21 protein-coding genes and 1 pseudogene are annotated in these 25,653 nt (G+C 73.7%); 9 read left to right on the plus strand and 13 right to left on the minus strand.

The features are described 5' to 3' along the window. Nucleotides 1–228: 228 nt before the first annotated feature. From ACIGW2_RS31725 to ACIGW2_RS31745, 5 genes are all read right to left on the minus strand, one after another. Nucleotides 229–1,695 (minus strand): aldehyde dehydrogenase family protein, encoded by a 1,467-nt coding sequence (locus ACIGW2_RS31725; RefSeq protein ID WP_391654756.1) that lies wholly within the window; start codon nt 1,693–1,695, stop codon nt 229–231. Further along, nucleotides 1,692–3,419: an amidohydrolase family protein gene (locus ACIGW2_RS31730; RefSeq protein WP_399847463.1), complete on the minus strand. Its 1,728-nt coding sequence runs from the start codon at nt 3,417–3,419 to the stop codon at nt 1,692–1,694. The genes ACIGW2_RS31725 and ACIGW2_RS31730 overlap by 4 nt, the downstream gene beginning before the upstream one ends. Before the next feature lie 122 nt (nt 3,420–3,541). Further along, the gene (locus ACIGW2_RS31735; protein ID WP_391654758.1) at nt 3,542–4,666 is read right to left on the minus strand and encodes an LLM class flavin-dependent oxidoreductase; all 1,125 of its coding nucleotides are present in this window, start codon (nt 4,664–4,666) and stop codon (nt 3,542–3,544) included. A 122-nt stretch (nt 4,667–4,788) separates the two neighbouring features. Next, the gene (locus ACIGW2_RS31740) at nt 4,789–5,550 is read right to left on the minus strand and encodes an SDR family NAD(P)-dependent oxidoreductase (protein ID WP_399847466.1); all 762 of its coding nucleotides are present in this window, start codon (nt 5,548–5,550) and stop codon (nt 4,789–4,791) included. A gap of 9 nt (nt 5,551–5,559) precedes the next feature. Further along, the gene (locus tag ACIGW2_RS31745; protein WP_399847468.1) at nt 5,560–6,477 is read right to left on the minus strand and encodes a TIGR03619 family F420-dependent LLM class oxidoreductase; all 918 of its coding nucleotides are present in this window, start codon (nt 6,475–6,477) and stop codon (nt 5,560–5,562) included. Nucleotides 6,478–6,652: 175 nt separating this feature from the next. Between ACIGW2_RS31745 and ACIGW2_RS31750 the strand changes: the two genes are divergently transcribed. Both ACIGW2_RS31750 and ACIGW2_RS31755 read left to right on the plus strand, forming a co-directional pair. Next, nucleotides 6,653–6,874: a type II toxin-antitoxin system VapB family antitoxin gene (locus ACIGW2_RS31750; protein ID WP_361588756.1), complete on the plus strand. Its 222-nt coding sequence runs from the start codon at nt 6,653–6,655 to the stop codon at nt 6,872–6,874. Continuing rightward, on the plus strand, nt 6,871–7,326 hold the full coding sequence (locus tag ACIGW2_RS31755; RefSeq protein WP_391654761.1) for a PIN domain-containing protein: 456 nt from the start codon (nt 6,871–6,873) through the stop codon (nt 7,324–7,326). The genes ACIGW2_RS31750 and ACIGW2_RS31755 overlap by 4 nt, the downstream gene beginning before the upstream one ends. 285 nt (nt 7,327–7,611) lie before the next feature. Here ACIGW2_RS31755 and ACIGW2_RS31760 read toward each other — a convergent pair whose 3' ends face one another. Further along, nucleotides 7,612–8,829 (minus strand): amidohydrolase family protein, encoded by a 1,218-nt coding sequence (locus ACIGW2_RS31760; protein WP_399847472.1) that lies wholly within the window; start codon nt 8,827–8,829, stop codon nt 7,612–7,614. Nucleotides 8,830–9,006: 177 nt separating this feature from the next. Here ACIGW2_RS31760 and ACIGW2_RS31765 point away from each other — a divergent pair, with 177 nt between their 5' ends. Beyond that, nucleotides 9,007–12,348: a BTAD domain-containing putative transcriptional regulator gene (locus ACIGW2_RS31765; protein WP_399847474.1), complete on the plus strand. Its 3,342-nt coding sequence runs from the start codon at nt 9,007–9,009 to the stop codon at nt 12,346–12,348. 268 nt (nt 12,349–12,616) lie between these two features. Then, on the plus strand, nt 12,617–12,802 hold the full coding sequence (locus ACIGW2_RS31770; protein WP_356064664.1) for a hypothetical protein: 186 nt from the start codon (nt 12,617–12,619) through the stop codon (nt 12,800–12,802). Between the two features lie 374 nt (nt 12,803–13,176). Here the strand turns inward: ACIGW2_RS31770 and ACIGW2_RS31775 are convergent, their stop codons facing one another. Next, nucleotides 13,177–14,721: a FadD3 family acyl-CoA ligase gene (locus tag ACIGW2_RS31775; protein ID WP_399847477.1), complete on the minus strand. Its 1,545-nt coding sequence runs from the start codon at nt 14,719–14,721 to the stop codon at nt 13,177–13,179. 87 nt (nt 14,722–14,808) lie between these two features. On the opposite strand from ACIGW2_RS31775, the gene ACIGW2_RS31780 reads away from it, so the two are divergent. The 3 genes from ACIGW2_RS31780 to ACIGW2_RS31790 are packed head-to-tail and all read left to right on the plus strand — an operon-like array spanning nt 14,809 to nt 17,169. Next, nucleotides 14,809–15,951, plus strand: a complete 1,143-nt coding sequence (locus ACIGW2_RS31780) for a lipid-transfer protein (protein WP_356064670.1) — start codon at nt 14,809–14,811, stop codon at nt 15,949–15,951. A 1-nt stretch (nt 15,952) separates the two neighbouring features. Then, nucleotides 15,953–16,378 (plus strand): Zn-ribbon domain-containing OB-fold protein, encoded by a 426-nt coding sequence (locus ACIGW2_RS31785; protein ID WP_391654765.1) that lies wholly within the window; start codon nt 15,953–15,955, stop codon nt 16,376–16,378. After that, complete coding sequence (locus ACIGW2_RS31790) at nt 16,375–17,169, plus strand: enoyl-CoA hydratase/isomerase family protein (RefSeq protein WP_391654766.1); 795 nt, start codon at nt 16,375–16,377, stop codon at nt 17,167–17,169. The genes ACIGW2_RS31785 and ACIGW2_RS31790 overlap by 4 nt, the downstream gene beginning before the upstream one ends. A gap of 34 nt (nt 17,170–17,203) precedes the next feature. On the opposite strand, the gene ACIGW2_RS31795 is transcribed toward ACIGW2_RS31790, so the two are convergent. Next, on the minus strand, nt 17,204–17,683 hold the full coding sequence (locus ACIGW2_RS31795; protein WP_391654767.1) for a hypothetical protein: 480 nt from the start codon (nt 17,681–17,683) through the stop codon (nt 17,204–17,206). A 107-nt stretch (nt 17,684–17,790) separates the two neighbouring features. Beyond that, on the minus strand, nt 17,791–18,348 hold the full coding sequence (locus ACIGW2_RS31800; RefSeq protein ID WP_399847482.1) for a hypothetical protein: 558 nt from the start codon (nt 18,346–18,348) through the stop codon (nt 17,791–17,793). A 160-nt stretch (nt 18,349–18,508) separates the two neighbouring features. On the opposite strand from ACIGW2_RS31800, the gene ACIGW2_RS31805 reads away from it, so the two are divergent. Next, the gene (locus ACIGW2_RS31805; RefSeq protein ID WP_399847484.1) at nt 18,509–19,054 is read left to right on the plus strand and encodes a hypothetical protein; all 546 of its coding nucleotides are present in this window, start codon (nt 18,509–18,511) and stop codon (nt 19,052–19,054) included. A gap of 70 nt (nt 19,055–19,124) precedes the next feature. Here the strand turns inward: ACIGW2_RS31805 and ACIGW2_RS31810 are convergent, their stop codons facing one another. Continuing rightward, a complete protein-coding gene (locus ACIGW2_RS31810; protein WP_391654770.1) occupies nt 19,125–21,611 on the minus strand; it encodes a PQQ-binding-like beta-propeller repeat protein in 2,487 nt (828 codons plus the stop codon). 382 nt (nt 21,612–21,993) lie between these two features. Next, a pseudogene (locus tag ACIGW2_RS31815) lies at nt 21,994–22,770 on the minus strand (VOC family protein); the annotation flags it as partial. Between the two features lie 264 nt (nt 22,771–23,034). On the opposite strand from ACIGW2_RS31815, the gene ACIGW2_RS31820 reads away from it, so the two are divergent. Further along, the gene (locus ACIGW2_RS31820; RefSeq protein ID WP_356064688.1) at nt 23,035–23,682 is read left to right on the plus strand and encodes a TetR family transcriptional regulator; all 648 of its coding nucleotides are present in this window, start codon (nt 23,035–23,037) and stop codon (nt 23,680–23,682) included. Between the two features lie 129 nt (nt 23,683–23,811). On the opposite strand, the gene ACIGW2_RS31825 is transcribed toward ACIGW2_RS31820, so the two are convergent. Together ACIGW2_RS31825 and ACIGW2_RS31830 are read right to left on the minus strand one after the other, a co-directional pair. Further along, complete coding sequence (locus tag ACIGW2_RS31825) at nt 23,812–24,294, minus strand: nitroreductase family deazaflavin-dependent oxidoreductase (RefSeq protein WP_391654771.1); 483 nt, start codon at nt 24,292–24,294, stop codon at nt 23,812–23,814. After that, nucleotides 24,294–25,499, minus strand: coding sequence for an acyl-CoA dehydrogenase family protein (locus tag ACIGW2_RS31830; protein WP_391654772.1), 1,206 nt, complete (start codon nt 25,497–25,499; stop codon nt 24,294–24,296). The genes ACIGW2_RS31825 and ACIGW2_RS31830 overlap by 1 nt, the downstream gene beginning before the upstream one ends. Between the last annotated feature and the right edge of the window lie 154 nt (nt 25,500–25,653).

Consider the following 25,653-nt stretch of genomic DNA (forward strand, 5'->3'; position numbering starts at 1 on the left):
TTAAATGCTGCGGTTTCCATATCCGGAAGATCAGAATCCGCTCACTTGAGCGATCACCCCCTTGCATTGAGAGGGCGAATCCGGACACTCGCCAATGATTGAAAGATCGACGACCGTGACGGACCGACCAACTGGTAGGCCCGTCGCCGGGTGTCCGATATGCGGGAACCGCAGCGCTGTCCCGAATGTCCGTTTTCAAATTTTCCCGAGGAATTTTTCGACGGGTCCTCAGCCCGGCCAGACCACCGCCTGCAGCTCGCTGTAGGCGTGCAGCGCGAAGGACCCGACGTCCCGCCCCACACCGCTCTTCTTGAAGCCGCCGAAGGGCGCCTCCATGTTCCGGCCGACGGTGTTCACTCCGACTCCGCCCGCCCGCAGCCGGGCGGCGACCCGGAAGGCGCGGGCCACGTCCCCTGACCACACGTAGTCGATCAGGCCGTAGTCGCTGTCGTTCGCGAGTGCGACGCCCTCCTCCTCGTCGTCGAAGGGCACCACGACCACCACCGGGCCGAAGATCTCCTCCCGCACCACCCGCATCTCCGGGGCGCACTCGGTGAGCAGCGTCGGCGCCACGTAGAAGCCGCGGTCCAGGCCGGGCCCGTCCGGGCGCTCGCCGCCGGTGACGACCCGCGCGCCCTCCTTGCGGCCCAGCTCCACGTACGCCTCGATCCGGTCGCGGTGGGCCGCCGAGATCACCGGACCGACCACCGTGCCCCGCTCGGCCGGGTGCCCCACCTTCAGGTGTCCGGTGTAGGCGGCGAGCCTCTCGACCAGCCGGTCGTGGATCCCGCGCTGGGCGAGCACCCGGGTCGGGGCGGTGCAGATCTGGCCGCTGTAGAAGGAGAAGGTCGTGCCGATGCCCGAGACGGCCGCGTCCAGGTCGGCGTCGTCGAAGACGAGGGCCGCGCCCTTGCCGCCCAGCTCCATCAGCTGCCGCTTCATGTCCCGGCCGCAGACCTCGCCGATGGCCCGGCCCACGGCCGTGGAGCCGGTGAAGGAGACCATGTCGACGGCCGGGGAGTCCACGGCCGCCTCGCCCACGGCGGGCGCCGAGCCGGTGACCAGGTTGACCACCCCGGCCGGCACGCCGGCCTCCTCCAGGGCCCGGACCATCGCGAACACCGACAGCGGGTCCTGCGGGGCGGGCTTCACCACGACCGTGTTGCCCATCGCGAGCGCGGGGGCGATCTTGCCGGCCGGGTTCGCCCAGGGGTTGTTGTACGAGGTGATGCAGGTGACCACGCCCACCGGGCGCCGTACCGCCACCGCCCCGAAGACGCCCGCCCGGCCCATCGGCCCGGCCTCGTTGATCTGCGGCGGGATCGCCTGCTCGACCGGCTCCAGGGCGCCGCGCGCGTACCGCCGGAAGCGGGCCGCGCCGACCGCGACCTGCATGCCGCGCGCGGTCGCGGTGGTGGCGCCGGTCTCGGCGCGGGCCAGCAGGGTGTGCGCGTCGGCGTCGCGGGCCATCAGGTCGGCGGCCCGGTCCAGGATCGCGGCCCGCTCCTCCGGCTTCGTGCGCGACCAGGTGGCGAAGGCGGTGCGGGCGGCCTCGGCGGCCTGGTGCACCTGGGCCCGGGAGGCCTCCGGGGCGAGGCCGACGAGCTCCCCGGTGGCGGGGTCGATCACCTCGTAGTGCCCGCCGTCGGGCTCGACCCACTCCCCTGCCACGTACAGGCGCTCGGCCCGGGTCATCGGGTGCTCACCGTCCTCGTGTCGCGGCCCGAGCGCAGCACCCGGCCCGGGATCGCGCCGGTGACCTGGTCGTCGCGGACCGTCTCCACGCCGTTGACCCGCACGGACACGATGCCGAGGGCCCGTGAGTCCAGGCGCGGGCTGTCGCCCGGCAGGTCGTGCACGAGGGTCGCCGGGCCCGCGTCGATCCGCTCGGGGTCGAAGAGCACCAGGTCGGCGTGGTGCCCCTGGGCGATCCGGCCGCGCCCGCGCAGCCCGAAGAGCCGGGCCGGGTCGTCGCTGAGCATCTTCACGGCCTGCTCCAGGGGCACCAGCTCGCGGCCGCGCAGACAGTCGCCGAGGAAGCGGGTGGTGTACGGGGCGCCGCACATGCGGTCCAGGTGGGCGCCCGCGTCGGAGCCGCCGAGCAGCACGTCCTCGTGCCGCCATGTCTCGGCGCGCAGCGCCCAGGACGCCGGGTCGTTGTCGGTGGGCATCGGCCAGAGCACGGTCTTCAGGTCGTCGTTGGCGCAGATCTCGACCAGGCACTGGAAGGGGTCCTGGCCGCGCCGGGCGGCGATGTCGCCGACCACCTGGCCGGTCAGGCCCTCGTTCTCGCGGCTGTAGGTGTCGCCGATGACGTAGCGCCCGAAGTTCGCCAGGCGGCGGAAGACGCCGGCCTCCCTGGAGTCGGCGCGGCGCAGCATCTCGGCCCGTACGGCCGGGTCGCGCAGCTTCGCGATCCGCTCGGGCACCGGCAGGCCGAGGATCTCGCCCCAGCCGGGGATGAGGTTGAGGGCGCAGAAGGTGCCGAGCGACATGTTCATGGGGGTGAGGATCGGCATGGTGAGGGCGACGATCCGGCCGCCGGACTTGCGGGCCCGCTCGGAGGCCAGGAGCTGGCGCGGGACGCGTTCGGGGACGGCGGCGTCGATGGTGAGGACGTTCCAGTTGAGGGGCCGTCCGGCGGCGGCGCTCATCTCGGTGAAGAGCTCGATCTCGGCGTCGGAGAACTGGTCGAGGCAGCCGGCGACGATGGCCTCCAGCTGGGTGCCCTCGTGCTCGCCGACGGCCCGGGCGAGGGCGATCAGCTCCTCGGGGCGGGCGTGCCGGGAGGCGACGGGGGCGCCGTCCCCGTCGGAGTGGGTGGCGGACTGGGTGGTGGACAGGCCCCAGGCGCCGGCCGCCATGGCCTCCTTGAGCAGCCCGACCATCCGCGCGAGCTGTTCCTCGCTCGGCTGTCCGCCGACCGCGTCGGGCCCCATCACGTACCGGCGCAGCGCGCAGTGCCCGACCATGAAGCCGGCGTTGACCGCGATCCGGCCCTCCAGCGCGTCGAGGTACTCGGCGAAGGAGGACCAGGTCCAGTCGACGCCCTCTTCGAGGGCCTTCAGCGCCATGCCCTCGACCCTGGACATCATGCGGCGGGTGTAGTCGGCGTCCTCGGGCCGGTCGGGGTGGAGCGGGGCGAGGGTGAAGCCGCAGTTGCCGCCGGCGACGGTGGTGACGCCGTGGTTCATGGACGGGGTGGCGTAGGGGTCCCAGAACAGCTGGGCGTCGTAGTGGGTGTGCGGGTCGACGAAGCCGGGGGCGAGGACGAGCCCGGTGGCGTCCTCGGTGGTGCGCGCCGTGGCGCCCGGGCCGGGGAGGACGATCCTGCCGTCCCGTATGCCGACGTCGGCGACGCGGGCGGGGGCGCCGGTGCCGTCCACGACGGTGGCGCCCTTGATGAGGTGGTCGAGCATGGCGATCCGTGACCTTTCTGCGCGTGGACGCGGGTGCGCCCCGGACCGGGGCCGCCGCGGGGGCCTCGGGCCGGGGCCGTGCGGGCGGCGGTCCGGGAAGACGCCGCCCGCGCTCGGGTCCGCTACTGCCCGGCCGCCTGCCGGAAGCGGGTGGTGCGGTGGACGGGGTCGGTGTCGATCTCGGGGATCACGTGCTCGCCGATCAGCTTGATCGTGTTCATCGTGTCCTCGTAGGAGATGCCGATCGGCAGGCCGAAGGACAGCTGGTCAGCGCCGGCCTGCTCCCAGCGCCGGCACTGGGCGAGCACCTCGCCGGGGTCGCCGCAGATCATCAGCTCCTCGCTGATGAGGAGTTCGATGATCTCGGCGGAGTACTCGGGGAGGAGCTCGGGCCACTCGGGGATGCCCTCGGGGCGCGGGAAGGTGTCGTGGTAGCGGAAGAGCAGGGACTGGAGGTAGTTGAGGCCGCCGCCGACGGCGATCTCGACGGCCTTGTCGTGGGTCTCGGCGCAGATCGCGGTCGAGGTGACCATGACGTTGTCGTTGACGAAGTCGCCGACCGCCTTGGCCTCCTTGATCGCGTTCTTGTAGGACTCGACGACCCACTCCATGTCGGAGACCTTCTGCACGCTGAAGCCGAGGACGCCGAGGCCCTTCCTGCCGGCCATGGCGTACGAGGCGGGCGAGCCGGCGGCGTACCACATGGCGGGGTGGGAGGCGCCGTACGGCTTGGGGAGCACCTTGCGGGGCGGGAGCGACCAGTGCTTGCCCTGGAAGCCCTCGTACTCCTCCTGGAGCCACATCTTGGGGAACTCGGCGATGGTCTCTTCCCAGATCTCCTTGGTGTGGTTCATGTCCGTGATGCCCGGGAAGAAGCCGAGGATCTCGTGGGAGCCGGCGCCGCGGCCGGAGCCGAACTCGAAGCGCCCGCCGGAGAGGTGGTCGAGCATGGCGACCTTCTCGGCGACCTTCACGGGGTGGTTGACCTGGGCGAGCGGGTTGAAGATGCCGGAGCCGAGGTGGATGCGCTCGGTGGCGTGGGCGAGGTAGCCCAGGTAGACGTCGTTGGCGGAGAGGTGGGAGTACTCCTCCAGGAAGTGGTGCTCGGAGGCCCAGGCGTACTTGAAGTTCGACTTGTCGGCCTGGATGACGTACTCGGTCTCCTCCATGAGCGCCTTGTGCTCGGCCTCGGGATCGGTCTCGGCCCGCTTGCCGACGTATCCCTGTACGAAGATCCCGAATTCCAAGGAAGGTCACCGCCCTCGTCCTTATCTGACGGTCCGTCAGATTCTTTGATGTGCCCGACTGTCGCACCGTGCGCCGGTGCGGTCAATACCTGACGAGACGTCAGCTCCCCGACTGGCCGCGCCTAGAAGAGCTTCACGCCGGCCAGCCACCCGCCGTCGATGACGAAGGGCTGTCCGGTGATGTACGAGGAGTCCTCGGCGGTCAGGAAGAGCGCGAGGGCCGCCACCTCCTCCGGCCGCCCGATCCGCCCCAGCGGCACCAGATCGCGGTAGAGCGCGGCGGTGGCCGCCGGGTCCACGCCCTCGGGGTTGCTCATCGGGGTGTCGATCGCCCCGGGGCAGACCGCGTTGACCCGGATGCCCCGCGGCGCCAGCTCCAGGGCCGCGACCCGGGTCAGGCCGAGCACCGCGTGCTTGGTCGCCGCGTAGGCCCCGACCCCGGCCATGCCGGTGACGCCGGTGTACGAGGCGGTGTTGACGATCGTGCCGCCGCCGGCCTCCGCGATCCGCGGCGCCACCGTCCTGATCCCCAGGAAGCAGCCCACCTGGTTGACCTGGACCAGCGTCTGGAACTCCTCCAGCGGGGTCGAGACCAGTTCGTTGAAGCGCAGGATCCCCGCGTTGTTGACCAGGCCGTCGATCCGCCCGAAGCGCTCCTCGGCGCGCGCGACCGCCGCCGCCCAGTCCTCCTCGCGGGTCACGTCCAGGTGGACGAAGACCGCCCGCTCCTCCCCCAGCTCCTTGGCCAGCGCCTCGCCCGGGGCGTCCAGGACGTCCGCGAGCACCACCTTCGCGCCCTCGGCGGCGAAGAGCCGCGCCTCCTGCTCGCCCTGCCCGCGCGCGGCGCCCGTGATGACGACGACGCGCCCGTCCAGCTTGCCCATGCGGTCCTCCTACAGATGGGGGGCGACCTCGGTCGCGAACGCGGCCATCTGGTCGGTGAGTTCGTCGCGGCTCCGGGAGCGGAACCGGACCTGGATCTGCTGCACGCCCATCGCCGCGTAGTCGCGCAGCGACTCGGCGAGGGCCTGCGGCTTGCCGGTGAGGGCGCGCCGACCGGTGTCCCAGCGGGGCTCGCCCACGTACAGCGCCTCGGTGATCGCGCCGACCGTGATCGGGGCCTCGACGCCGGCCTCGGCGCGCAGCCGCCGCAGCCTCGCGATCTGCCCGGGGAGCCGGTCGCGCGGGTCGCCCTGCGGCAGCCAGCCGTCGCCCTTGAGCGCGGCCCGGCGCACGGCGGCCGGGGACGAGCCCCCGACCCAGACCGGCACCCGGTCCTGGGCGGGCCGGGGCCGCTGCCCCAGGTCGCGGAAGGCGAAGCGCGGCCCGGCGTGCTCGGGGTACTCCTCGGGCCCGAGCGCGGCCCGCAGCGCGTCGATGGTCTCGTCGAGCACCCCGCCGCGCCCCTCGAAGTCGGCCCCGACGGCCGCGAACTCCTCCGCCACGTGCCCGGCCCCCACCCCGAGCACGAGCCGGCCGCCGGAGAGGTGGTCCAGGGTCGCGTACGCCTTGGCCGTGACCAGCGGGTGGCGCAGGCCCACGACGGCGACGTGCGAGAGCAGCCGGACCCGCCGGGTGGCGGCGGCGAGGAAGGAGAGGGTGGCCACCGGGTCGTACCAGACGGTGCTCATCGCCCCGGCGAGCCGGCGCGGGATGGCGACGTGGTCGCAGCAGGCGACGTAGTCGAAGCCGTGCGCGTCCGCGGCGCGGGCCACGGCGAGCAGGTCGTCCGGGCCGGCGGCGGCCTCCCAGGGTTCGGCGTAGAGGGTGCTCTGGGACTGGACGGGCAGCTGGATCCCGTAGACGACCATGGGAGACTCCCCTCTCGTGAACTGACGCTCCGTCAGTTCCGCTCGGGGAGCCATGCTGTCCGCTGACGAGCCGTCAGGCAAGGGGTCGGGCGGCCTCGACTCCGCCGCCGGATTGCGCCGGAATGTGGATGGCGTACAATTTTTTGTACAACGCCAACATCGTGCGAGGTGCGGCATGGCTGTGACCCAGATCGACATAGACGATGACGCGCTGCAGCGTGCCATGACGCTGTCCAAGGCCAGGACGAAGAAGGAGGCCGTCAACCTCGCCCTCAGGTTCTACGCTGACCGGCAGGAGCGCGCGGCACGCATCAGCCGCCACTTCGAGCGGGCACGCGCGTGGGGGGCGGTCGAGGACGCTCGGCGTCGGCATCAGGCCGAGAAGGACAGTCGGTGATCTACCTCCTGGACACGTCCGGCCTGGTCCGGCTGCTCAGCGACCCCGAACTCCAGGCGGCCTGGTACGACGCCATCGACGCCGAGGCGATCGCCTCCTGCTACCCGCAGCGCACCGAGTTTCTGTACAGCGCTCGGGACGGTCGCGAGTACGGCGAGATCTCGGAGATGTTCGCCGACCTCTACCCCGACGTGGCGGTGCCCAAGAACGCGGGACGCTGGATCGGCTCCGTACAGCATCGGATGGCGAAGGCCGGGGAGCACAGGAGCGCCTCGGCCGTCGACCTGATCATCGCGGCCACGGCAGCCCATCACGGGCTGACGGTCCTCCACGACGACACCGACTACCGCACCATCGCCCGGCACGCACCCGACCTGAGCGAACACTCCGTCCGTGACGCCCTGGGGTACGCGGCCCCCGCCGACTCCCAGGACGACGAGGACCGCGCCTAGGGGGTGTCTTGTCGATCAGGCCGGATCAGCGAGCGGCGTCCGGTGCATGGGGTCTCCCCAGGCCCGTCAGGGCCGAGGGGACGGATCGCAAGGCGGAGGAGGGAAGCGATGCGGTGGGGGTACCTCCCGGGCGAAGCCCAGGGGGCCATCGGCGACCGACGACAACGCGGCGAGGCGCGGTGCCGGACGCCGAGAGCCCGGCATGATCGGCGAGACACCCCTAGGGCGTCGCTTCCGGATCCTGCCGGAGCTCTCGACGCCCCGCTCCGCCGGTGAGCGCCCCCGTCACGGCACCCAGAGGCCGTCCTCCGTGAGCCCGAGCAGTTCGATCGCGTTGCCGCGCACGATCCGCTCGACGACGTCCGGGGGGAGGTGTCCCATCTGGGCCTCGCCGACCTCCCTCGACTTGGGCCAGGTGGAGTCGGAGTGCGGGTAGTCCGTCTCGTAGAGGACGTTCCCGGCGCCGATGGCGTCGAGGTTCCGCAGCCCGAAGGCGTCGTCGAAGAAGCAGCCGTAGACGTGCTCGGCGAACAGCTCCGAGGGCGGGCGCAGCACCTTTCCGGCCACCCCGCCCCAGCCGCGGTTCTCCTCCCAGACCACGTCGGCGCGCTCCAGGATGTACGGGATCCAGCCGATCTGACCCTCCGCGTACATGATCCGGAGGTTCGGGAAGCGCTCGAACTTGCCGCTCATCAGCCAGTCGACCATCGAGAAGCAGCAGTTGGCGAAGGTGATGGTGGAGCCGACCGCCGGCGGCGCGTCGGCCGAGGTGGACGGCATCCGGCTGGACGAGCCGATGTGCATCGCGATCACGGTGCCGGTCTCGTCGCAGGCCCGCAGGAAGGGGTCCCAGTGGTCGGTGTGCACCGACGGCAGCCCGAGGTGCGGCGGGATCTCGGAGAACGCCACCGCGCGCACGCCCCGCGCCGCGTTGCGCCGCACCTCGGCGGCGGCGAGCTCCGGGTCCCACAGCGGGATCAGGGTGAGCGGGATCAGCCGCCCGTGCGCCTCGGGCCCGCACCACTCCTCGACCATCCAGTCGTTGTAGGCGCGCACCCCGAGCAGACCGAGTTCACGATCCGAAGCTTCGGTGAAGGTCTGCCCACAGAACCGGGGGAAGGTCGGGAAGCAGAGCGCGGACTGCACGTGGTTGACGTCCATGTCGGCGAGGCGCTCGGGGACGCTGTACGAGCCGGGGCGCATCTGCTCGTAGGTGATGACCTCCAGTCGGATCTCGTCGCGGTCGTAGCCGACGGCGGTGTCGAGCCGGGTGAGCGGGCGGTGCAGGTCCTCGTAGACCCACCAGTCGCCGATGGGGCCTTCGTCCCCTTTGGCGCCCATCACGGGGGCGAACTTTCCGCCCAGAAAGGTCATTTCCTTCAACGGGGCGCGGACGATCCGGGGTCCGGTGTCGCGGTAACGGGACGGGAGCCGGTCCTGCCAGACGTGCGGGGGCTCCACGGTGTGGTCGTCCACCGAGATGATCTTGGGGAAGCTCTCCATGCGCTTCACGGTAGCGCCGATCTGACGATCCGTCAGTAAACTGGGTCGGACGCCCGCCCGAGGACCCCTCCCTATGCGGTGCGCACCGGTCCGGATCGGCCGACCCGATGCTGACGCGCGGCCCGGGGACAAGGCAGACTGTCTTGGGCGAAACCAGCGGTACGGGCAGGGGGACATATGGACCGTGAGAACGGGCCGCGCGTTCCGGAACAGCGGACACCGGCACCGGGTTCCGTCGGCACCGGCGACAGCGGTGACACCGGGGGCGGCACGGGCGCGGGCGCGGCCGTGCGCGCGGACGCCGGTGTACGTGCGGATCCGGCCACCGGGGCGACGGAGGCCGGCGGCGGCCCGGCGCGGACCGACGGCACGGTCGGCGGTGCGGCTGCCGGCGCGGCCACCGACGGCACGGCCGACGCCGCGTCCGCCGGCGCCGACGCGACGTCCGGCACCCCGGCCGACACCACCTCCGGCGCAGGGTCCGGCACCCCGGCCGACACCACCTCCGGCGCAGGGTCCCGCACCCCGGCTGACACCACCGCCCACACCACCTCCGGGGCCGCGTCCGGCACCCCGGCCGACACCACCTCCGGGGCCGCGTCCGGCACCGGGCCCGTCACCGCCCCCGCCGACGGCGGGCTCCGCTTCGCCGTGCTCGGGCCCGTGCGGGCCGCCCGGGGCGGCGAGCCGCTGCCCACCGGCTCGCCCCAGCAGCGCGCGCTGCTCGCCGCCCTGCTGCTGCGCAACGGCCGCACCGCCACCGCGGCCGAGCTCATCGACGCCATCTGGGGCGAGGACCCGCCCTCCCAGGCGCTCGCCGCCGTCCGCACCTACGCCTCCCGGCTGCGCAAGGCCCTCGATCCCGGCGTCCTCGTCAGCGAGTCCGGCGGCTACGCCATCCGCACCACCGCGCTCGACCTCAACACCGCCCACGACCTGGCCGCCGAGGCCGAGAAGCTGCGCGCCGGCGGACTGCGGCACGAGGCCCGTGAGCGGCTCGGCGAGGCCCTCGCGCTGTGGGACGGCGAGGCCCTCGCCTCCGTGCCGGGCCCCTACGCCGAGGCCCAGCGGACCCGCCTGGAGGAGTGGCGGCTCCAGCTCCTGGAGACCCGGCTCGACCTCGACCTGGAGGTCGGCGCGCACGCCGAGGCCGTCTCCGAGCTCACCGCGCTCACCGCCGCGCACCCGCTGCGCGAGCGCCTGCGCGAGCTGCTGATGCTCGCCCTGTACCGGTCCGGCCGGCAGGCCGAGGCGCTCGCGGTGTACGCCGACACCCGGCGGCTGCTCGCCGACGAGCTCGGCGTCGACCCGACCCCCGAACTCTCCCGCCTCCAGCAGCGCATCCTCCAGGCCGACGCCGAGCTCGCCCGCCCGGTCGAGGAACCGGCCCCGGCCGCCGCGCCCGTCGCCCGCCCCGCCCAACTCCCCGCCACTGTCCCGGACTTCACCGGCCGGGCCGCCTTCGTGCGGGAGCTCGGCGACCGGCTCGCGACCGCCGAGGGCTCCGTCATGGCCGTGTCCGCGCTCGCCGGCATCGGCGGGGTCGGCAAGACCACGCTCGCCGTGCACGTGGCCCACGAGGCCCGCCCGCACTTCCCGGACGGGCAGCTGTACGTGGACCTCCAGGGCGCCGGCGCCCGGGCGGCGGCCCCCGAGGCCGTGCTCGGCGCCTTCCTGCGGGCGCTCGGCACCCCGGACTCCGCGATCCCGGACTCGCTCGACGAGCGCGCCGCGCTCTACCGCTCCACGCTCGACGGACGGCGCGTCCTGGTGCTCCTCGACAACGCGCGGGACGCCGCCCAGATCCGCCCGCTGCTCCCCGGCACGGCGGGCTGCGCGGCCCTGGTGACCAGCCGGATCCGCATGGTCGACCTGGCGGGCGCGCACCTGGTGGACCTGGACGTCATGTCCCCCGAGGAGGCCCTGCAGCTCTTCACCCGGATCGTCGGCGAGGAGCGGGTGCGGGCGGAGCGGGAGGCGGCCCTGGACGTGGTCGCGGCGTGCGGCTTCCTGCCGCTGGCGATCCGGATCGCGGCCTCCCGGCTGGCGGCCCGGCGCACCTGGACGGTGTCCGTCCTCGCCGCCAAGCTGGGCGACGAGCGGCGCCGCCTCGACGAGCTCCAGGCGGGCGACCTCGCGGTCAAGGCCACCTTCGAACTCGGCTACGGCCAACTGGAGCCGGCCCAGGCCCGCGCCTTCCGCCTGCTCGGCCTCGCCGACGGCCCGGACATCTCCCTGGCGGCGGCGGCCGCGGTCCTGGACCTCCCGGAATGGGAGACCGAGGACCTCCTGGAGGCGCTCGTCGACACCTCCCTGGTCGAGTCCGCGGCCCCGGGGCGCTACCGCTACCACGACCTGGTGCGGCTCTACGCGCGTGCGTGCGCGGAGAGGGACGAACAGCCGCCGGCGGAGCGAGAGTCGGCGCTGTCGCGGCTGCTGGACTTCTACCTGTCGACGGCGGCGCAGGTGTACGCGATCGAGCGCCCGGGCGACCGCCTGGTCGACCACCTGGAGCCCACCCACTACGAGGGCCTCACCTTCACCGACCGCCACGCCGCCCAGGACTGGCTCTACGCCGAGGCCAACTGCCTCCTCGCCTGCGTCCGGCAGTCCGCCTCGGCGCCGGGGACCCTGCGCCGGGCGGTGGACCTGCTGTGGGCGGCGCTGGATCTGGGGGAGTCGGGAGCGAACGCCAAGGAGTTCGAGGCGGTCGGCTGTCTCGTCCGCGACGCGGCCCGGGACTTCGGCGACGCGCGGGCCCAGGGCCGGGCGCTGATGGCCCTGGCGGGCGTGCACCACACGGCCGGCCGCTTCACCGAGGCCGACCGGGACGCGGAGCTGGCCCTGCCGCACGCGGAGGCCGCCGGGGATCCGCTGCCCGCCTGCTGGGCCGCGAACGCCCGGGGGATCATCGCGCTGTACCAGAACCGCTTCGACGAGGGCGAGGTGCACCTCGCCCTCGCCATCGAGCGCTTCCGCGGCGTCGGTGACCGGCCGGGCGAGGCCAGTGCCCTGTGCAACCTGTCCCGGATCCACCTGGCGAAGGGCCGCACGACGAAGGCGATAGAGCTCGCGGAGGAGGGCACCCGGATCTACGACTCGATGGGGCACGCGCTGCGCGGCGCCAACGGGCGGTACGCGCTGGGGCTCGCCCTCACCGAGGCCCGCCGCCTCGTCGAGGCGGCGGAGCGGCTGGGCGAGGCGCTCGAGGTGTTCCGGGACAGCCGGCAGCGGCTCTGGGAGGGCATGACCCTGTTCCGGCTGTCCGAGGTGGACATCGCCGCGCGCCGCCACGCGCAGGCGGCGTCCAATGCCGAGATGGCGCTCACCGTCCTGCGCGGCATCGGCGGCGAGTGGCGGCGCGGCAACGTCCTGACCGTCCTCGGCCAGGCCCTCCAGGGCATCGGGCAGTCCGGCCGCGCGCAGGTCTGCTGGCAGGAGGCGCTGGACATCTTCGACGGTCTCGAAGCCCCCGAGGCGGCCCACGTCCGCCGGCTGCTGACCCCCGCCGCGGCGTAGTCCGCGGCGGGGCCGTGCCCGCCGGGGCGGCGGACTCGGGTGCGGTGTGCCCGGGTGACCTCCCGGCCTGCGCGTTCATCGTTCGTTTATCGCCGACCGGCATGCTCGTTGTTGTCGATCCGTCGCGTCGGGGGGCAGGCGAATCGACACGAGGCCCCACCGCTAAGGTGATCGGCTTTGGACGTCGTCCGCCCGGCGATTCACGGGGGAATGGCCGGGCGGACGACTCTTCTATCCGCCAGTGAAGACAATTTCAGGAGTCGACTCCATGGCTGACAACCTCAAGCCCGCTGACTCGCACGCCGACGGCGCGGACATCACCACGAAGGACATGCACGCCACGTCCGAGCCGGCGATCGACGCGATCACCGCGAAGGTCACGGGCGCCGCGGCGGGCGAGGAGCTCATCACCACGCAGGACATGCACGCCACGTCCGAGCCGATCAAGCCGTAACGGCCTGGGGCCACTTCGTACGGGGGACGGTTCCGGCGGCGCCATCGGGGGAGTCGCCGGGGCCGGGCGGGGACGTAGGGGCGCGTGCTCGGGGGACGTCTCAGGGGACCGGGGGGAAACCTGGGGCAGGGCGCGCGGGTCGTACGGACCCGGACGCGGAGGGGTCGGGCGAGCCGCCCGGCCCCTCCGGTGTGTTTCGGCCAGCGACCTGACGGATTCGGCGCGAATGACTCGCTCCCGCGTTCGACCTCGGGTGATGATCGAACCCGGCCGGGACGGCAGGCGGTGGGGACCGCCCGTCGGAGCGGCCGGCACGCCACGCGCGCGCAGGGGGGAGGGCCCGGGCCGGGAAACCGGTCCGGGCCCTTGGCGCGTCAGGAGGAGACGCGGGCGCGGAGCTCGGTCTTGAGCACCTTGCCGCTCGCGTTCCGCGGCAGCTCCTCCACGAACTCCACCTCCCTCGGCACCTTGTAGTTCGCCATCTCGCGGCGCGACCACGCGATCAGGTCGTCCGCCGTCGCCCGTGCGCCCGCGCGCCGGACCACGTACGCCTTGCCGACCTCCCCGAGCCGCGCGTCCGGGACGCCCACGACCGCCACGTCGGCCACGTCGGGGTGCAGGCCGAGGAGCTGCTCGATCTCGGCCGGGTAGGCGTTGAAGCCGCCGACGATGAACATGTCCTTGATCCGGTCGGTGATCCGGAGGTTGCCCTCGGCGTCCAGGACGCCGACGTCGCCGGTATGCAGCCACCCCTCCGCGTCGATCGCCGCCGCCGTCGCCGCCGCGTCCTCGAAGTAGCCCCGCATGACGTGGAAGCCGCGCACCAGGACCTCGCCCGCCTCCGAGAGGCGCAGCTCCGTGCCGGGGATCGCCCGGCCCGAGGTGCGGGCGACGACCTCGGGCGGGTCGCCGCGGCGGCACATCGTGACGATGCCGCTCGCCTCGGAGAGGCCGTACGCCGTGAGGACCGTGCCCACGCCCAGCTCCGTGCGCAGCCGCTCCACGAGCCGCAGCGGCACCACCGCCGCGCCCGTGACGACGAGCCGCAGGCTGGACAGGTCGTGGGCGCGGCGGGCGGGGTGGTCGAGCAGCGACTGGTGGAGGGTCGGCGGGCCGGGCAGCACCGAGATGCGCTCGGCCGCGATGTTGGCGAGCACGGTGTCCACGTTGAAGACGGGCTGCGGGACCATGACCGCCCCGCGCAGCAGGCAGGCGATGATGCCGGCCTTGTAGCCGAAGGTGTGGAAGAAGGGGTTCACGATCAGATAGCGGTCGCCCTCGCGCAGCCCGGCGAGCTCGCTCCAGGTCTCGTAGCAGCGCAGGGTCTGCTCGTGGGTGATGACGGCGCCCTTGGGGCGACCGGTGGTGCCCGAGGTGTAGACGATGTCGGAGGGGTCCGAGGGGACGATCCCGTCGGCCCGGGCCCGCACCCGCGCCGGGTCGACCCCGTCGCCCTCGGCGAGGAAGGACTTCCAGGTGCGGTACGCCGGGTCGTCGGGCACCGTGTCGCTGAACACCACCACCCGCCGCAGGTGCTGCAGTTCGGCGCGGGCGCGGCGCAGCGAGGCGACGTAGGAGGTGCCGAGGAAGGTGCCGGTGACGAAGAGCAGCCGGGCCCGGGAGCGGGCCAGCACGTCGGCGGCCTCGCTGCCCTTGAAGCGGGTGTTGAGCGGCACCAGGACCGCGCCCGCGCTCACCGCGCCGAGGGCGGCGACGATCCAGTCGAGGGTGTTGGGCGCCCAGATCGCGACCCGGTCCCCGGCCCGTACGCCGGCGGCGAGGCACGCGGCCGCCGTCCGTTCCACCCGGGCGCCCAGCTCGGCGTACGAGACGCGGGTGCGGCCCTCGACGACCGCCTCCCCGGGCCCGTACCGCTCGGCCGCCCCGCGCACCAACTCCGGTATCGAGCCCCACTCCATGCGCCCACCACCTCCGTAGCTGACTATCCGTCAGATTAGCTGTAGCCTGACGCGCTGTCAGCCATCAGGCGCACCGAGGGGGTCGACGTGCTCAAGGACCGCACCGCCATCGTCGGGATCGGCCAGACGGCCTTCGCCAAACACCTGCCGGAGACCGAGCGGACGCTCGCCTGCCGGGCGATCCTCGCCGCCCTCGACGACGCCGGGATCGCCCCCTCCGAGGTCGACGCCTTCGCCTCGTACACGATGGAGGAGACCGACGAGGTCGAGGTCGCCAAGGCCATCGGCGCCGGCGACGTCACCTTCTTCTCCAAGGTCGGCTACGGCGGCGGCGGCTCCTGCGCCACCGTCGGCCACCTCGCCGCCGCCGTGGCGAGCGGCCAGGCGAGCGTCGGCGTCGCCTGGCGGTCACGGAAGCGGGGGTCCGGGCCCCGGCCCTGGAAGAACACCAGCGTGCAGCTGCCCACCCCCGGGCAGTGGACCCGGCCCTTCGGGCTCCTGCGGCCCGCCGACGAGATCGGCATGCTCGCCCGCCGCTACATGCACGAGTACGGCGCCACCCGCGACCACCTCTTCAACGTGGCCCTCGCCTGCCGCAACCGGGCCAACCAGAACCCCGCCGCGATCATGTACGAGCGTCCGCTGACCCGCGAGATGTACATGACCTCCCGCTGGATCAGCGAACCCCTCTGCCTCTTCGACAACTGCCTGGAGACCGACGGCGCCCTCGCCTGCGTCCTCGTCTCCGCCGAACGCGCCCGCGACTGCCGGCAGAAGCCCGTCTACGTGCACTCCGCCGCCCAGGGCCTGCCCGCCCAGCACCACGGCATGGTCAACTACTGGAACGACGACCCGCTCTCCGGCCCCGCCTGGACCGCCGCCCGGCACCTGTGGAAGACCGCCGACTTCGGCCCCGAGGACGTCGACGTCGCCCAGATCTACGACGCCTTCACCCCGCTCGTCCCGCTCTCCCTGGAGGGCTACGGCTTCTGCGGCCGCGGCGAGGGAGCGGCCTTCACCGAGGGCGGCGCCCTGGAGATCGGCGGCCGGCTGCCCCTCAACACCGGCGGCGGCGGCCTCTCCGAGGCGTACGTCCACGGCTTCAACCTCATCAACGAGGGCGTGAAACAGCTCCGCGGCAGCTCCACCGCCCAGGTCCCGAACGCCGCCACCTGCCTCGTCACCGCCGGCGAGGGCGTCCCCACGTCCGCGATCCTGCTGAGGAGTTGAGATGCTCACCCCCGTCATCGACGAGGACGGCGCCCCCTTCTGGGAGTACGCCGCCCGGCACGAACTGCGCGTCCAGGGCTGCGCCGACTGCGGCCGACTGCGCTTCCCGCCCCGCCCCTGCTGCCCGCACTGCCAGTCCTTCGACAGCGAGTGGCGGCTGATGTCCGGTCGCGGCCGGATCTGGTCCTACGTCCTCCCCCACCCGCCGCTGCTGCCCGGCTACGCCGAACAGGCCCCGTACAACGCGGTCCTCGTCGAACTCGCCGACGCCCCCCGCATCCGGCTCGCCGGCAACGTCGTCGCCGCCCCCGACGCGCCCCTGAACTCGGTCGACCCGGTCCGGCTGCGGATCGGCGCCGCCGTGCGGGTCGCCTTCACTGAGATCGACGGCGTGACCGTGCCCCGCTGGCTCCTGGAGCGCGGATGACGATCGGGCTGGAGAGGAACAAGGAGACCGGGGTCGCCGTCGTCACCCTCGACCGGCCCGAGAAGCACAATGCCGTCACCCTGGAGATGGCCCGCCGGCTCGGCGAGGTGTGGCGGGGCTTCCGGTACGAGGACGAGGTCCGGGCGGTCGTCGTCACCGGGGCCGGCGGGCGGGCCTTCTGCACCGGCATCGACCGCGCCGACGCCGCCCGGGTGCCGCAGCCCCCGTCCCCGTACACCATCGACGATCCGCTGATCGCGCTCGGCCCCAAGGCCAACGACCTGTGGAAACCGGTGATCGCCGCCGTCGAGGGCATGGCCTGCGGCGGCGCCTTCTACCTGCTCGGCGAGGCGGAGTTCCTGATCGCCGGCGAGGGCGCCACCTTCTTCGACCCGCACGTCAGCTACGGGATGGTCAGCGCCTTCGAGACCATCCACATGGCCCAGCGGATGCCCTTCGGCGAGATCGCCCGGATGGCCCTGATGGGCAGCGCCGAACGCGTCTCCGCCCGGCGGGCGTTCGAGATCGGCCTGGTCAGCGAGGTGACCGAGCGCGGCGGGGCGCTCGCGGCGGCCGTGCGCGCCGCCGAGGTGATCGCCGGCGCCCCCACCGAGGCCGTCCAGGGCACCGTACGGGCCCTGTGGACCGCCAAGGAGGCGGCCAGGTCCCAGGCCCTCGCCCAGGCCCCGCACCTGGTGGCGCTCGGGAACCTGCCGCCGGAGCGGCAGGCCGAGCTGTTCACCGGGCGGGCCCGGGGCGGGGGCGCGGGCGGGGGCTTCCGGCTGCGCTGAGGCGCGTCGCCCCGGGCACCCGGGGCGCGGTGCGTCAGGCGGAGTCGCGGCTCGCGAAGGCGACCTCGCACTTGGTGTACTCGGACCCGTCGCCCTTGCCGGTGTACGGGGTGCTCGCCTCGGTCGACTTCGAGGCGCCGCCCTCCACCCGCAGGTCGCTGACCTGCGCGATCGCGAGGTCGACGGTCTGGCCGGCGGCGCCCTTGAACTGCAGGGTGGCGTCGTACAGGTAGGCCGAGGAGTCGCTGTTGGTGAAGGTCAGCTTGGCGACCAGCTGCTTGCCGTCCGCGCTGAGCGCGCACTCGTCGATCTTGATGTCGCGCATGGCGCGGTCCCGCGACGAGCCGCCGACGCCGGCCACGCTGCCCGAGGAGCCGCTGCTGGAGCTGGAGCTGCCGTCGGAGCCGCTGCTGGAGTGGCTGGAGCTCCCGCCGGAGCCGTGGCTGCTGCCGCCGCAGCTGGCGCCGTGGGAACCGCGGGCGCCGGTGAGGGCGACGACGGCGAGACTGAACACGGCAATGGCACGGACATGACGAAGCTTCACGCTTCAACCCCCGTTGAGTGTGTGCGAGTGCATAGGAAAGGGCCCGTCCGAAACCTCGTTGACAGGCGCACGACACCCTACTGGACGTTGACGCTCTCGACTTCACACCGCTTGGTCTGTCCGACCCTCTTCGGGTTCCGCATCGCAACGTCCACGGTCTTCGCGGCGTTGCCGTCCACCGAGACCACGACCTCGGCCCGGTCGACGTCCTGGCCCGCCACCCCCTCGAACTCCACGACGACCCGGAAGGTGCGCGGGTACGAGGTGTGCGAGACCACCTTCAGACTGGCGGTGGTGTCGGCCTTCCGGGCCGGCCTGCCCTTGCGCTTGCTCTGCGCGGGCTCGACGCAGTCGACGATCCAGGCCTCGACGTCCGAGGTCGGCGAGGAGGTGACGGTCGGCTCGGACGTGTAGGTCGAGTCGTTCGACCCCGAGCCGCTCGAACCGCCCGAGCCGCCGTCGTCGTCGTAGTCGTCGTTCTTCTTCTTGGAGCTGGAGCAGCCGCCACCGCTGCTGCTGTGGCTCTTGCTCTTGCCGCCCTTGCCGCTCTTGCCGCCCGTGCTCGTCTGGAAGCCCGTCAGGGCGAGCACCACCACCGTGAGCGTCGCCGCCAGCTTCAGCCTGGTGCGGACCATCGCCGTCCCCCGTCCGTCCTCGTGTCCGTCCCCGTGTCGTTCGCCGTGCGCACGTCACCCTAGCGCCGGTCCTCCGCCACGTGGCGGGCCCCCCGCACCCGGCGTAGCGTCGACAGCGAGAGCCGGATCCGCTGGAGCCGCACCCGAAGGAGGCCGACCGGTGATCCGTAACGTCGTCGGCTCCGTCCTGGCCCTCGCCGGAGCGACGGCCGCCGTCTGGAGCCCCTTCCGTGCCTGGTACGACGGCCGTCATGGGCGCACCTATCGGATCGATGACCTCTTCACCGGCATCACCGACGCCAGGGCCGAGGTCATCGGCTCGATCCTGCTGCCCTTCGCCTTCGCCGCGCTGCTGACCCTGGTCGGGGTCGTCATCCGCAGCCGCTGGCCGGTCGCCCTCGCCGGCCTGGTCGTGCTCGGTTTCACCGTCCTGTGGATGGTCCGGGTCGGCCAGGTCGAGGACGGCATCGGCGTCGGCTCCGACGGGCGCGGCCTCGGCACCGGCGTCGCGCTCGCCCTCGGCGGCGGCGTCCTGCTGCTGCTCGGCGCGCTGGTCATGTCGGGACGCCCCAAACCGCACGCCACCCGCGTCGACGGCCCGGCCACCCGACCGTCCGACGGCCCGGCGACCCGACCGACCGACGGCCCGGCGACCCGACCGTCCGACGGCCCGCCGGACAGCCCGCCCCCGGAGGACCGGACCTAGTCACCCGTACGAGGGACGGACGAAGACCGGCGAGGGACGGGGCGACGGGCCACCGGGGGGTGATCGGGGGTCAGGCGCTGCCGCGGTTGGTCGCCGTGCCCTTCACCGCGTCGAGCGCGTACACGCAGCGGTCCTTGCTGCACGCGTACACGACGCCGTTGCGGGCCACCGGCGAGCCGGTGATCTCGCCGCCGGTCGCCAGCTTCCAGCGCAGCTGCCCACCGCTCGCGTCCAGCGTGTACAGCACGTGGTCGGCGGAGCCGAAGTGCACCCGGCCGTCGGCGACGACGGGGGCGCCGATCAGCTCGCCGCCCGCCGCGAACCGCCACTTCGGGGTGCCGGTGACCGCGTCCAGGGTGTAGAGCGCGCTGCCGCTGCCCACGTGCACGTTGCCCGCCGCGACCAGCACCGGCTCGGTCGACTGGCGCGGCTCGGTCGCGATCCGCCAGCGGTCCTTGCCGGTCGTCGCGTCGAGCGCGTACACCGTGCCCAGGTGGTCGGCGAGGTACACGCCGCCGCCGGTGACCGCCGGGCCGGGCGCGAAGGCCGGCGGCGACAGGAAGACGGCCGGGGCCTCGAAGTGCCAGCGCACGTGCCCGCTCGCGATGTCCACGGACAGCACGCGGGTGCCGGCGGAGACGTACACGCAGCCGTCCTCGGCCGGTGCCACCCGCACCGGCACGTGGGCGCAGGAGGCGGCGTCGCCGACCGGGTACGACCAGCGTTCCGTGCCCGTGCGGGCGTCGAGCGCGACGAGCCGGGCGTCGCGCCACACGTACACGGTGTCGCCGTGCACGGCGGGCCCGCCCTCGGGCGTCTCGAAGTCGGTCTGGGCGCCGGTGATCTCCCACAGCTTGGCGCCGTTGGAGGCCTCCCAGGCCTGGACGCCGCCACCGCGGGTGCCGGTGACGACGGTGCCCCGGTCCACCCGGAGGGAGTACACCCAGGCGTCCGTGTGCAGCCGCCAGCGCTCGCTCCCGTCCTGCGCGTCGAGCGCGTACAGCGTCGGGCCGTCCGAGGCGTGGATGCGGCCCCCGGACACCGCCATCGACCAGGCGACGTCCCGGGTCTTGAACTGGCGCCGGCCGCTCGCCGTGTCCAGCGCGTGCACCTCGAAGGAGGTCACGTAGAGCAGGTCGCCGTCGACCACCGGGGTGCCCCACACGTCGTTCGACATGCGGAAGCGCCACGGCCGCCAGTGCCCGGGCCCCTCGGGCGCCGGGGTGGCCGGCTCCGGCGCGCGGGACGGGCCGGGCAGCGGGCGGGAGCCGGGCGGCGGGCCCGGCTCGGCGCCGTTCGCGCCGCCGCCGGGCGGCCGGATCCAGCCGGTGGCCGTGTCGGCGGAGGAGCCGGGGCCGACCCGGAGCGCGGTGCGGGTGTCGGCCACCCGCGGGCCGGGGCCGATCGGCAGCGCGGCGCCGGCCAGACGTACCGGACCGGGGTCCGCGGACGGCGTCGACGCGGGTACGGACACGGGCGCGGAGGCCGGCACCGACACGGGCGCGGACACCGGCGCGGAGTCGCCGGCCGGACCGGCGTGCCGCCCGCCCGGGAAGCGCGGGTCGCCGCCCGGCGCGGCGGGTTCGCGCGGCGGGCGCGGCGGCATCGGCGGCTGCGCCGGGGCCGGCGGGGCGGGGCGGCCGCCGCGGCGGGTCTCGATCATGGCGACGGCGCGCTGCGGCAGCCAGGCCGCGGCGGTGCCGCTGTCGTCCTCGCCCGAGCCGAAGAGGTGCGGGGCCAGCATGGCCTGGAGGTCGGCCGGGGTCGGGCGCTGGGCCACGTCCATCTGCATGCAGGCGTCGATCAGCGGCCGCAGCTCGTCGGGCAGGCCCTCCAGGTCCGGGCCCTCGCGCAGCAGCATGAACACGGTCTCGACCGGGTTCGCGCCGTGGAAGGGGGCGTGGCCGGTGGCCGCGAAGACCAGCATGGAGCCGAGCGAGAAGACGTCGCTGGCGCCGGTGACGCTGCGCGAGTCGCGGGCCTGCTCGGGCGACATGTAGGCGGGGGTGCCGACGGCGACGTTGGTCATGGTCAGGCGCGTGTTGGAGACGCCCGACGCGATGCCGAAGTCGATCACCCGGGGGCCGTCCTCGACCACGAGGACGTTGGAGGGCTTGAGGTCGCGGTGGACGAGGCCGGCGCCGTGGATGGACTGCAGGGCCTCGGCGACGCCGGCCGCGAGCCAGCGCACCGCCTGGGCCGGGAGCGGCCCGCACTCGTTCACTATCTCCTCGAGCGAGGGCGCGGGCACGTACGCCGTCGCGAGCCACGGCACGGCGGCGCGCGGATCGGCGTCGACGACGGCCGCGGTGTAGAAGCCGGAGACCGCGCGCGCGGCCTCGACCTCCCGGGTGAAGCGGACCCGGAACAGCTGGTCCTCGGCGAGCTCCGTCCGCACGGTCTTGATCGCCACGCGCCGCCCGGACGCCGAGCGCGCGAGATAGACGAGGCCCATTCCGCCCGCGCCGAGCCGGCCCAGCACCTCGAAGGGCCCGATCCTTCTCGGGTCGTGCTGCGTCAGCTGCTCCACTTGCCTGCCACCTCCCCGTAGGGCCATGAGATTACGGCCCCGTGGCCCCTGATTGTTCCTGTCCGGGGCGGTGGTTGCGAACCCGGGGGCGGATCGGGGTGTCCTATCGCATATCGGAGCGCGGGGCGGGGGGCGTGTCGCCGCGCTCCGTGGCCGGATTCGTTCGCTCCGTGGCGGTTCCGGACTCCCGTACGGGGGCGGTTCCTGGCTCCCGTACGGGGGCGGTTCCGGTGTCCCGTACGGGGGCGGGCTCGGCCCCTGGCTCCGTCGCCGGCTCAGTCGCCGGCTCGGGTCCGGACTCGGGTCCGGGCTCGGGTCCGGGCCCCGCCCCCGGCTCCCCGCCCCGCTCCCCGGTCCGGCCGTCGGTCCGCTCCTCGGTCCGGTCCGCCGCCGACTCCGCGGCCGGGGCCGGGGTCGGCTCGGCCAGGACCGCGAAGCGGGCGCCCTGGTTGTCGTGGAGGACGGCGACGCGCCCGTACGGGGTGTCGACCGGGCCCTCGGCGACCCGGCCGCCGAGGCGGACGGCGGTCGCGCAGGCCTCGTCGCAGTCGCGGACGGCGAAGTAGACGAGGACGTGGCCCGGCATCTCGGCCGGGAAGGCGTCGGTGATCACGGCCCGGCCGCCGAAGGCGGTGTCGTCGCCGGGCCGGGAGCCGGGCGGGGACCACACCCGGTAGTCGAAGCCCTCCGCGCGCCCCTCCTCGGCGGGGTCGACCTGGCGGCCGAGCCAGCCGAAGACCTTCGCGTAGAAGGTGTCGACCGCCTCCGGCTGCCGGGTGTAGACCTCCATCCAGCAGAAGGAGCCGGGCTCGCCGGTGACCTCGAAGCCGTCCTCGTCACCGGCCTGGCGCAGCCCGAGCACGGCGCCGCCGGGATCGGCGGCGAGCGCGAGCACCCCGAAGGGGCCGACCGGGTAGGGCTCCATCACCATCCGTCCGCCGGCCGCCTTCACCCGGGCGGCCAGCGCCCCGGCGTCGTCGGCGGCCAAGTAGACGGTCCAGGTGGTCGGCATCCGCCCGTCCCGCTTGGGCACGAGCCCGGCCACGCGCCGGCCGTCGAGCAGCGCCTCGTCGCGCGAGGGGTCGAAGCTCCAGCCGAAAAGTTCACCGTAGAAGCGCTTGCCCCCTTCGAGGTCGGGGAGCTGCGCGTCCACCCAGCAGGGGGTGCCCTGTGCGAATGCGGCCATGCCACCAGAATGGGTCGGCTCCGCCCGCCCCGCACCCGCCCGAAATGAAACATACGTTCCCTTTGGGTGGCTGGAGCCCTTGTCCCGCCTGGCTTGTCCACCGAAGTTGTCCACAGGCTGTTCATAAGCCTTATGAGGGGGGCGGCCTGCGGGGAGCACGCGGAGGCAGGGCTCCGGGGGTCGCTCGGCGGCCCTCAGCCGGGGGTGCACCCCATTTGCAGTCGGCCGAATCGCGCGTCGATCACCCCTCGGTAAGCTGACGGCATGACAGGACAAGTACGCACCGTCGACGGCCGCGTGGCCGGACGACGCGGCCAGGCGACGCGGCAGAAGCTGCTCGACTGCCTCGGTGAGATGCTCAGCTCCTCGCCCTACCGGGACGTGAAGGTCATCGACGTGGCCCGGAAGGCGGGTACGTCGCCCGCGACGTTCTACCAGTACTTCCCTGACGTCGAGGGTGCCGTCCTCGAGATCGCGGAGGAAATGGCCAAGGACGGCGCCGGGTTGACCGATCTGGTCGCCGGGCGTTCCTGGGTCGGCAAGGCCGGCTGGCAGACCTCCGAGGAGCTGGTCGAGGGATTCCTCGACTTCTGGCGCAAGCACGACGCGATCCTGCGGGTGGTGGACCTCGGGGCCGCGGAGGGCGACAAGCGCTTCTACAAGATCCGCATGAAGATCCTGAACTCGGTCACCAACTCCCTGACGGACGCGGTGAAGGAGCTCCAGTCGAAGGGCAAGGTCGACAAGGACGTCAGCCCCGCGGCGATGGCGGGCTCGCTGGTGGCGATGCTGGCCGCGGTCGCCGGCCACCAGAAGGGCTTCCAGACCTGGGGCGTGAAGCAGGCCGAACTCAAGCCGAACCTCGCCCTGTTGGTGCACCTGGGGATCACGGGCAAGAAGCCCACGAAGTAGCCCCGCCCCTCCCCTTTCCCCCTTCCCCCAGCCCCAGCCCCCAGCTCCCTTCACCCGTCCTGTCGCGCCGGCGGCGGTCGTCCCGTACCCCTCCCCGAGGTCGTACGGGAGACCGCCGCCGTTCTGCTTTCACCCCTGGGGCCCCACGCGCGTCAGCCGGAAGAGGCGGATCTCGCGCTCGATCCGCGCCTGGTACGTGGCGTAGGGCGGCCAGAAGACGAGCGCCGCCCGCCAGGCCTCGGCGCGTTCCTCGCCGGTGAGCAGTCCGGCCCGTACGGCGATGGTCTCGCCGCGCCAGCTGATGTGGGCGTCGGGGTGGGCGAGCAGGTTGGCGGTCCAGGAGGGGTGGCCGGGGCGCCCGAAGTTGGAGCCGACGAGCAGCCAGCTGCCCTCGCCCTCGGGCATGCAGGCGAGCGGGGTGGTCCGGGGCCGCCCGGTCCTCGCGCCCTTCGCGGTGAGCACCACGCCGGGCAGCATCCGGGCGCTGAGCAGCACTTTTCCGCCGGTGAGCCGGTGCACGGCGCGGTCCACGGCGGGGATGACGCGGGGCGCGACCTTCGCGAAGGCGCGGGTCGAGGAGACCTTCTGGATCAGGCGGAGTCCGACCGGCATCAGGCCACCGCCCCGTCCGCCCCGAGGAGGCCGTCCCGTTCGGCGGCGCGGGCCCGGAGCCGTACGGCGGGGCCGAAGAGGAGTTCGTCGGCGGTCGCCCGCTTGAGGTACAGCTGGGCGTCGTGTTCCCAGGTGATGCCGATGCCGCCGTGCAGCTGGATCGTCTCGGCCGCGGCGGCCCGCTGGGCGTCGAGGGCCTGGGCGAGGGCGAGTCCGGCGGAGACGGGGTCGCCGTCGGCGACGGCGCAGCGGGTGAGCGAGCGGGCCGACTCGATCTGGACGAGGAGGTCGGCGAGGCGGTGCTTGACCGCCTGGAAGGAGCCGATGGGGCGGCCGAACTGCTCGCGGGTGGCGGTGTGTTCGACGGTCCGGTCGAGGGCGCCGCGGGCGGCTCCGACGGCCTCGGCGGCGAGCATGACGGCGGCGGTGCGGCCGGTGGCGGCGAGCGCTCCGGGGACGTCGAGGGGTTCCTCGCCGAGCAGTTCGGCGCCGACGTCGCGGAGTTGGACGGTGGCCTGGGGGCGGGTGAGGTCGAGGGTGGGTTCGCGGCGGCGGACGAGGCCGGGGACCGGTTCGGCGCCGTCCGTCCGGACGAGGAGGAGCAGGGTGCGGCTGCGCGGGAAGCCGCCGGCGTGGGCGGCGACGAGGAGCAGTCCGGCGCTGTGTCCGTCGAGGACGTGCCCGGCCTCGCCGTAGAGCGTCCAGCCCTCGCCGCCGGGCGCGGGGACGGCCTGGACGCCGCCGGCCCGGCCGCCGCCCGCCCAGGGGGTGGCGGTGTTGTCGCCGGTGAGGCCGAGGGCGAGCGGGAGGGAGCCGCCGGGCAGGGCGAGGGCGCAGGTCAGGCTGCCGTCGGCGATCCGGGGCAGGAGTGCGGAGCGCTGTCGTTCGGTGCCGAGGGCGGCGATGAGCGGGGCGGCGAGGACGCCGGTGGCGAGCAGCGGGGTGGGGGTGAGGGTGCGGCCGGTCTCCTCGCAGGCGAGGGCGAGTTCGGCGGGTCCGCAGCCGGCTCCTCCGTAGGCGGTGGGGAGGGCGAGGCCGGGCAGGCCCAGGGTGCCGGCCAGGGTGGCCCAGAGTCCGGTGTCGTATCCCTCGGGGGTGGCGACGGCGGCGCGGGTGTCGGCGGGGCCGGCGCGTTTGGCGAGGAGTTCGCGCAGGGTGCGGCGGATCTCCCGGTGCTCTTCGGGGTCGGTGGCGGCGCTGTCCATGGGCTGGGGCTCCCCTCCGTATCTGACGGGCCGTCATATTAGGGCCCGGCCAGGCAGAAGCACAGCCCGCCGGGGCCCTCCGGATCCGGCCGCATCCCGGGCGGGGTGGAAGCACGGCCCGCCGGGGCCCTCCGGATCCGGCCGTATCTGATGT

It is taken from the genome of Streptomyces sp. NPDC053541, assembly GCF_044544705.1.
Lineage (GTDB): Bacteria > Actinomycetota > Actinomycetes > Streptomycetales > Streptomycetaceae > Streptomyces.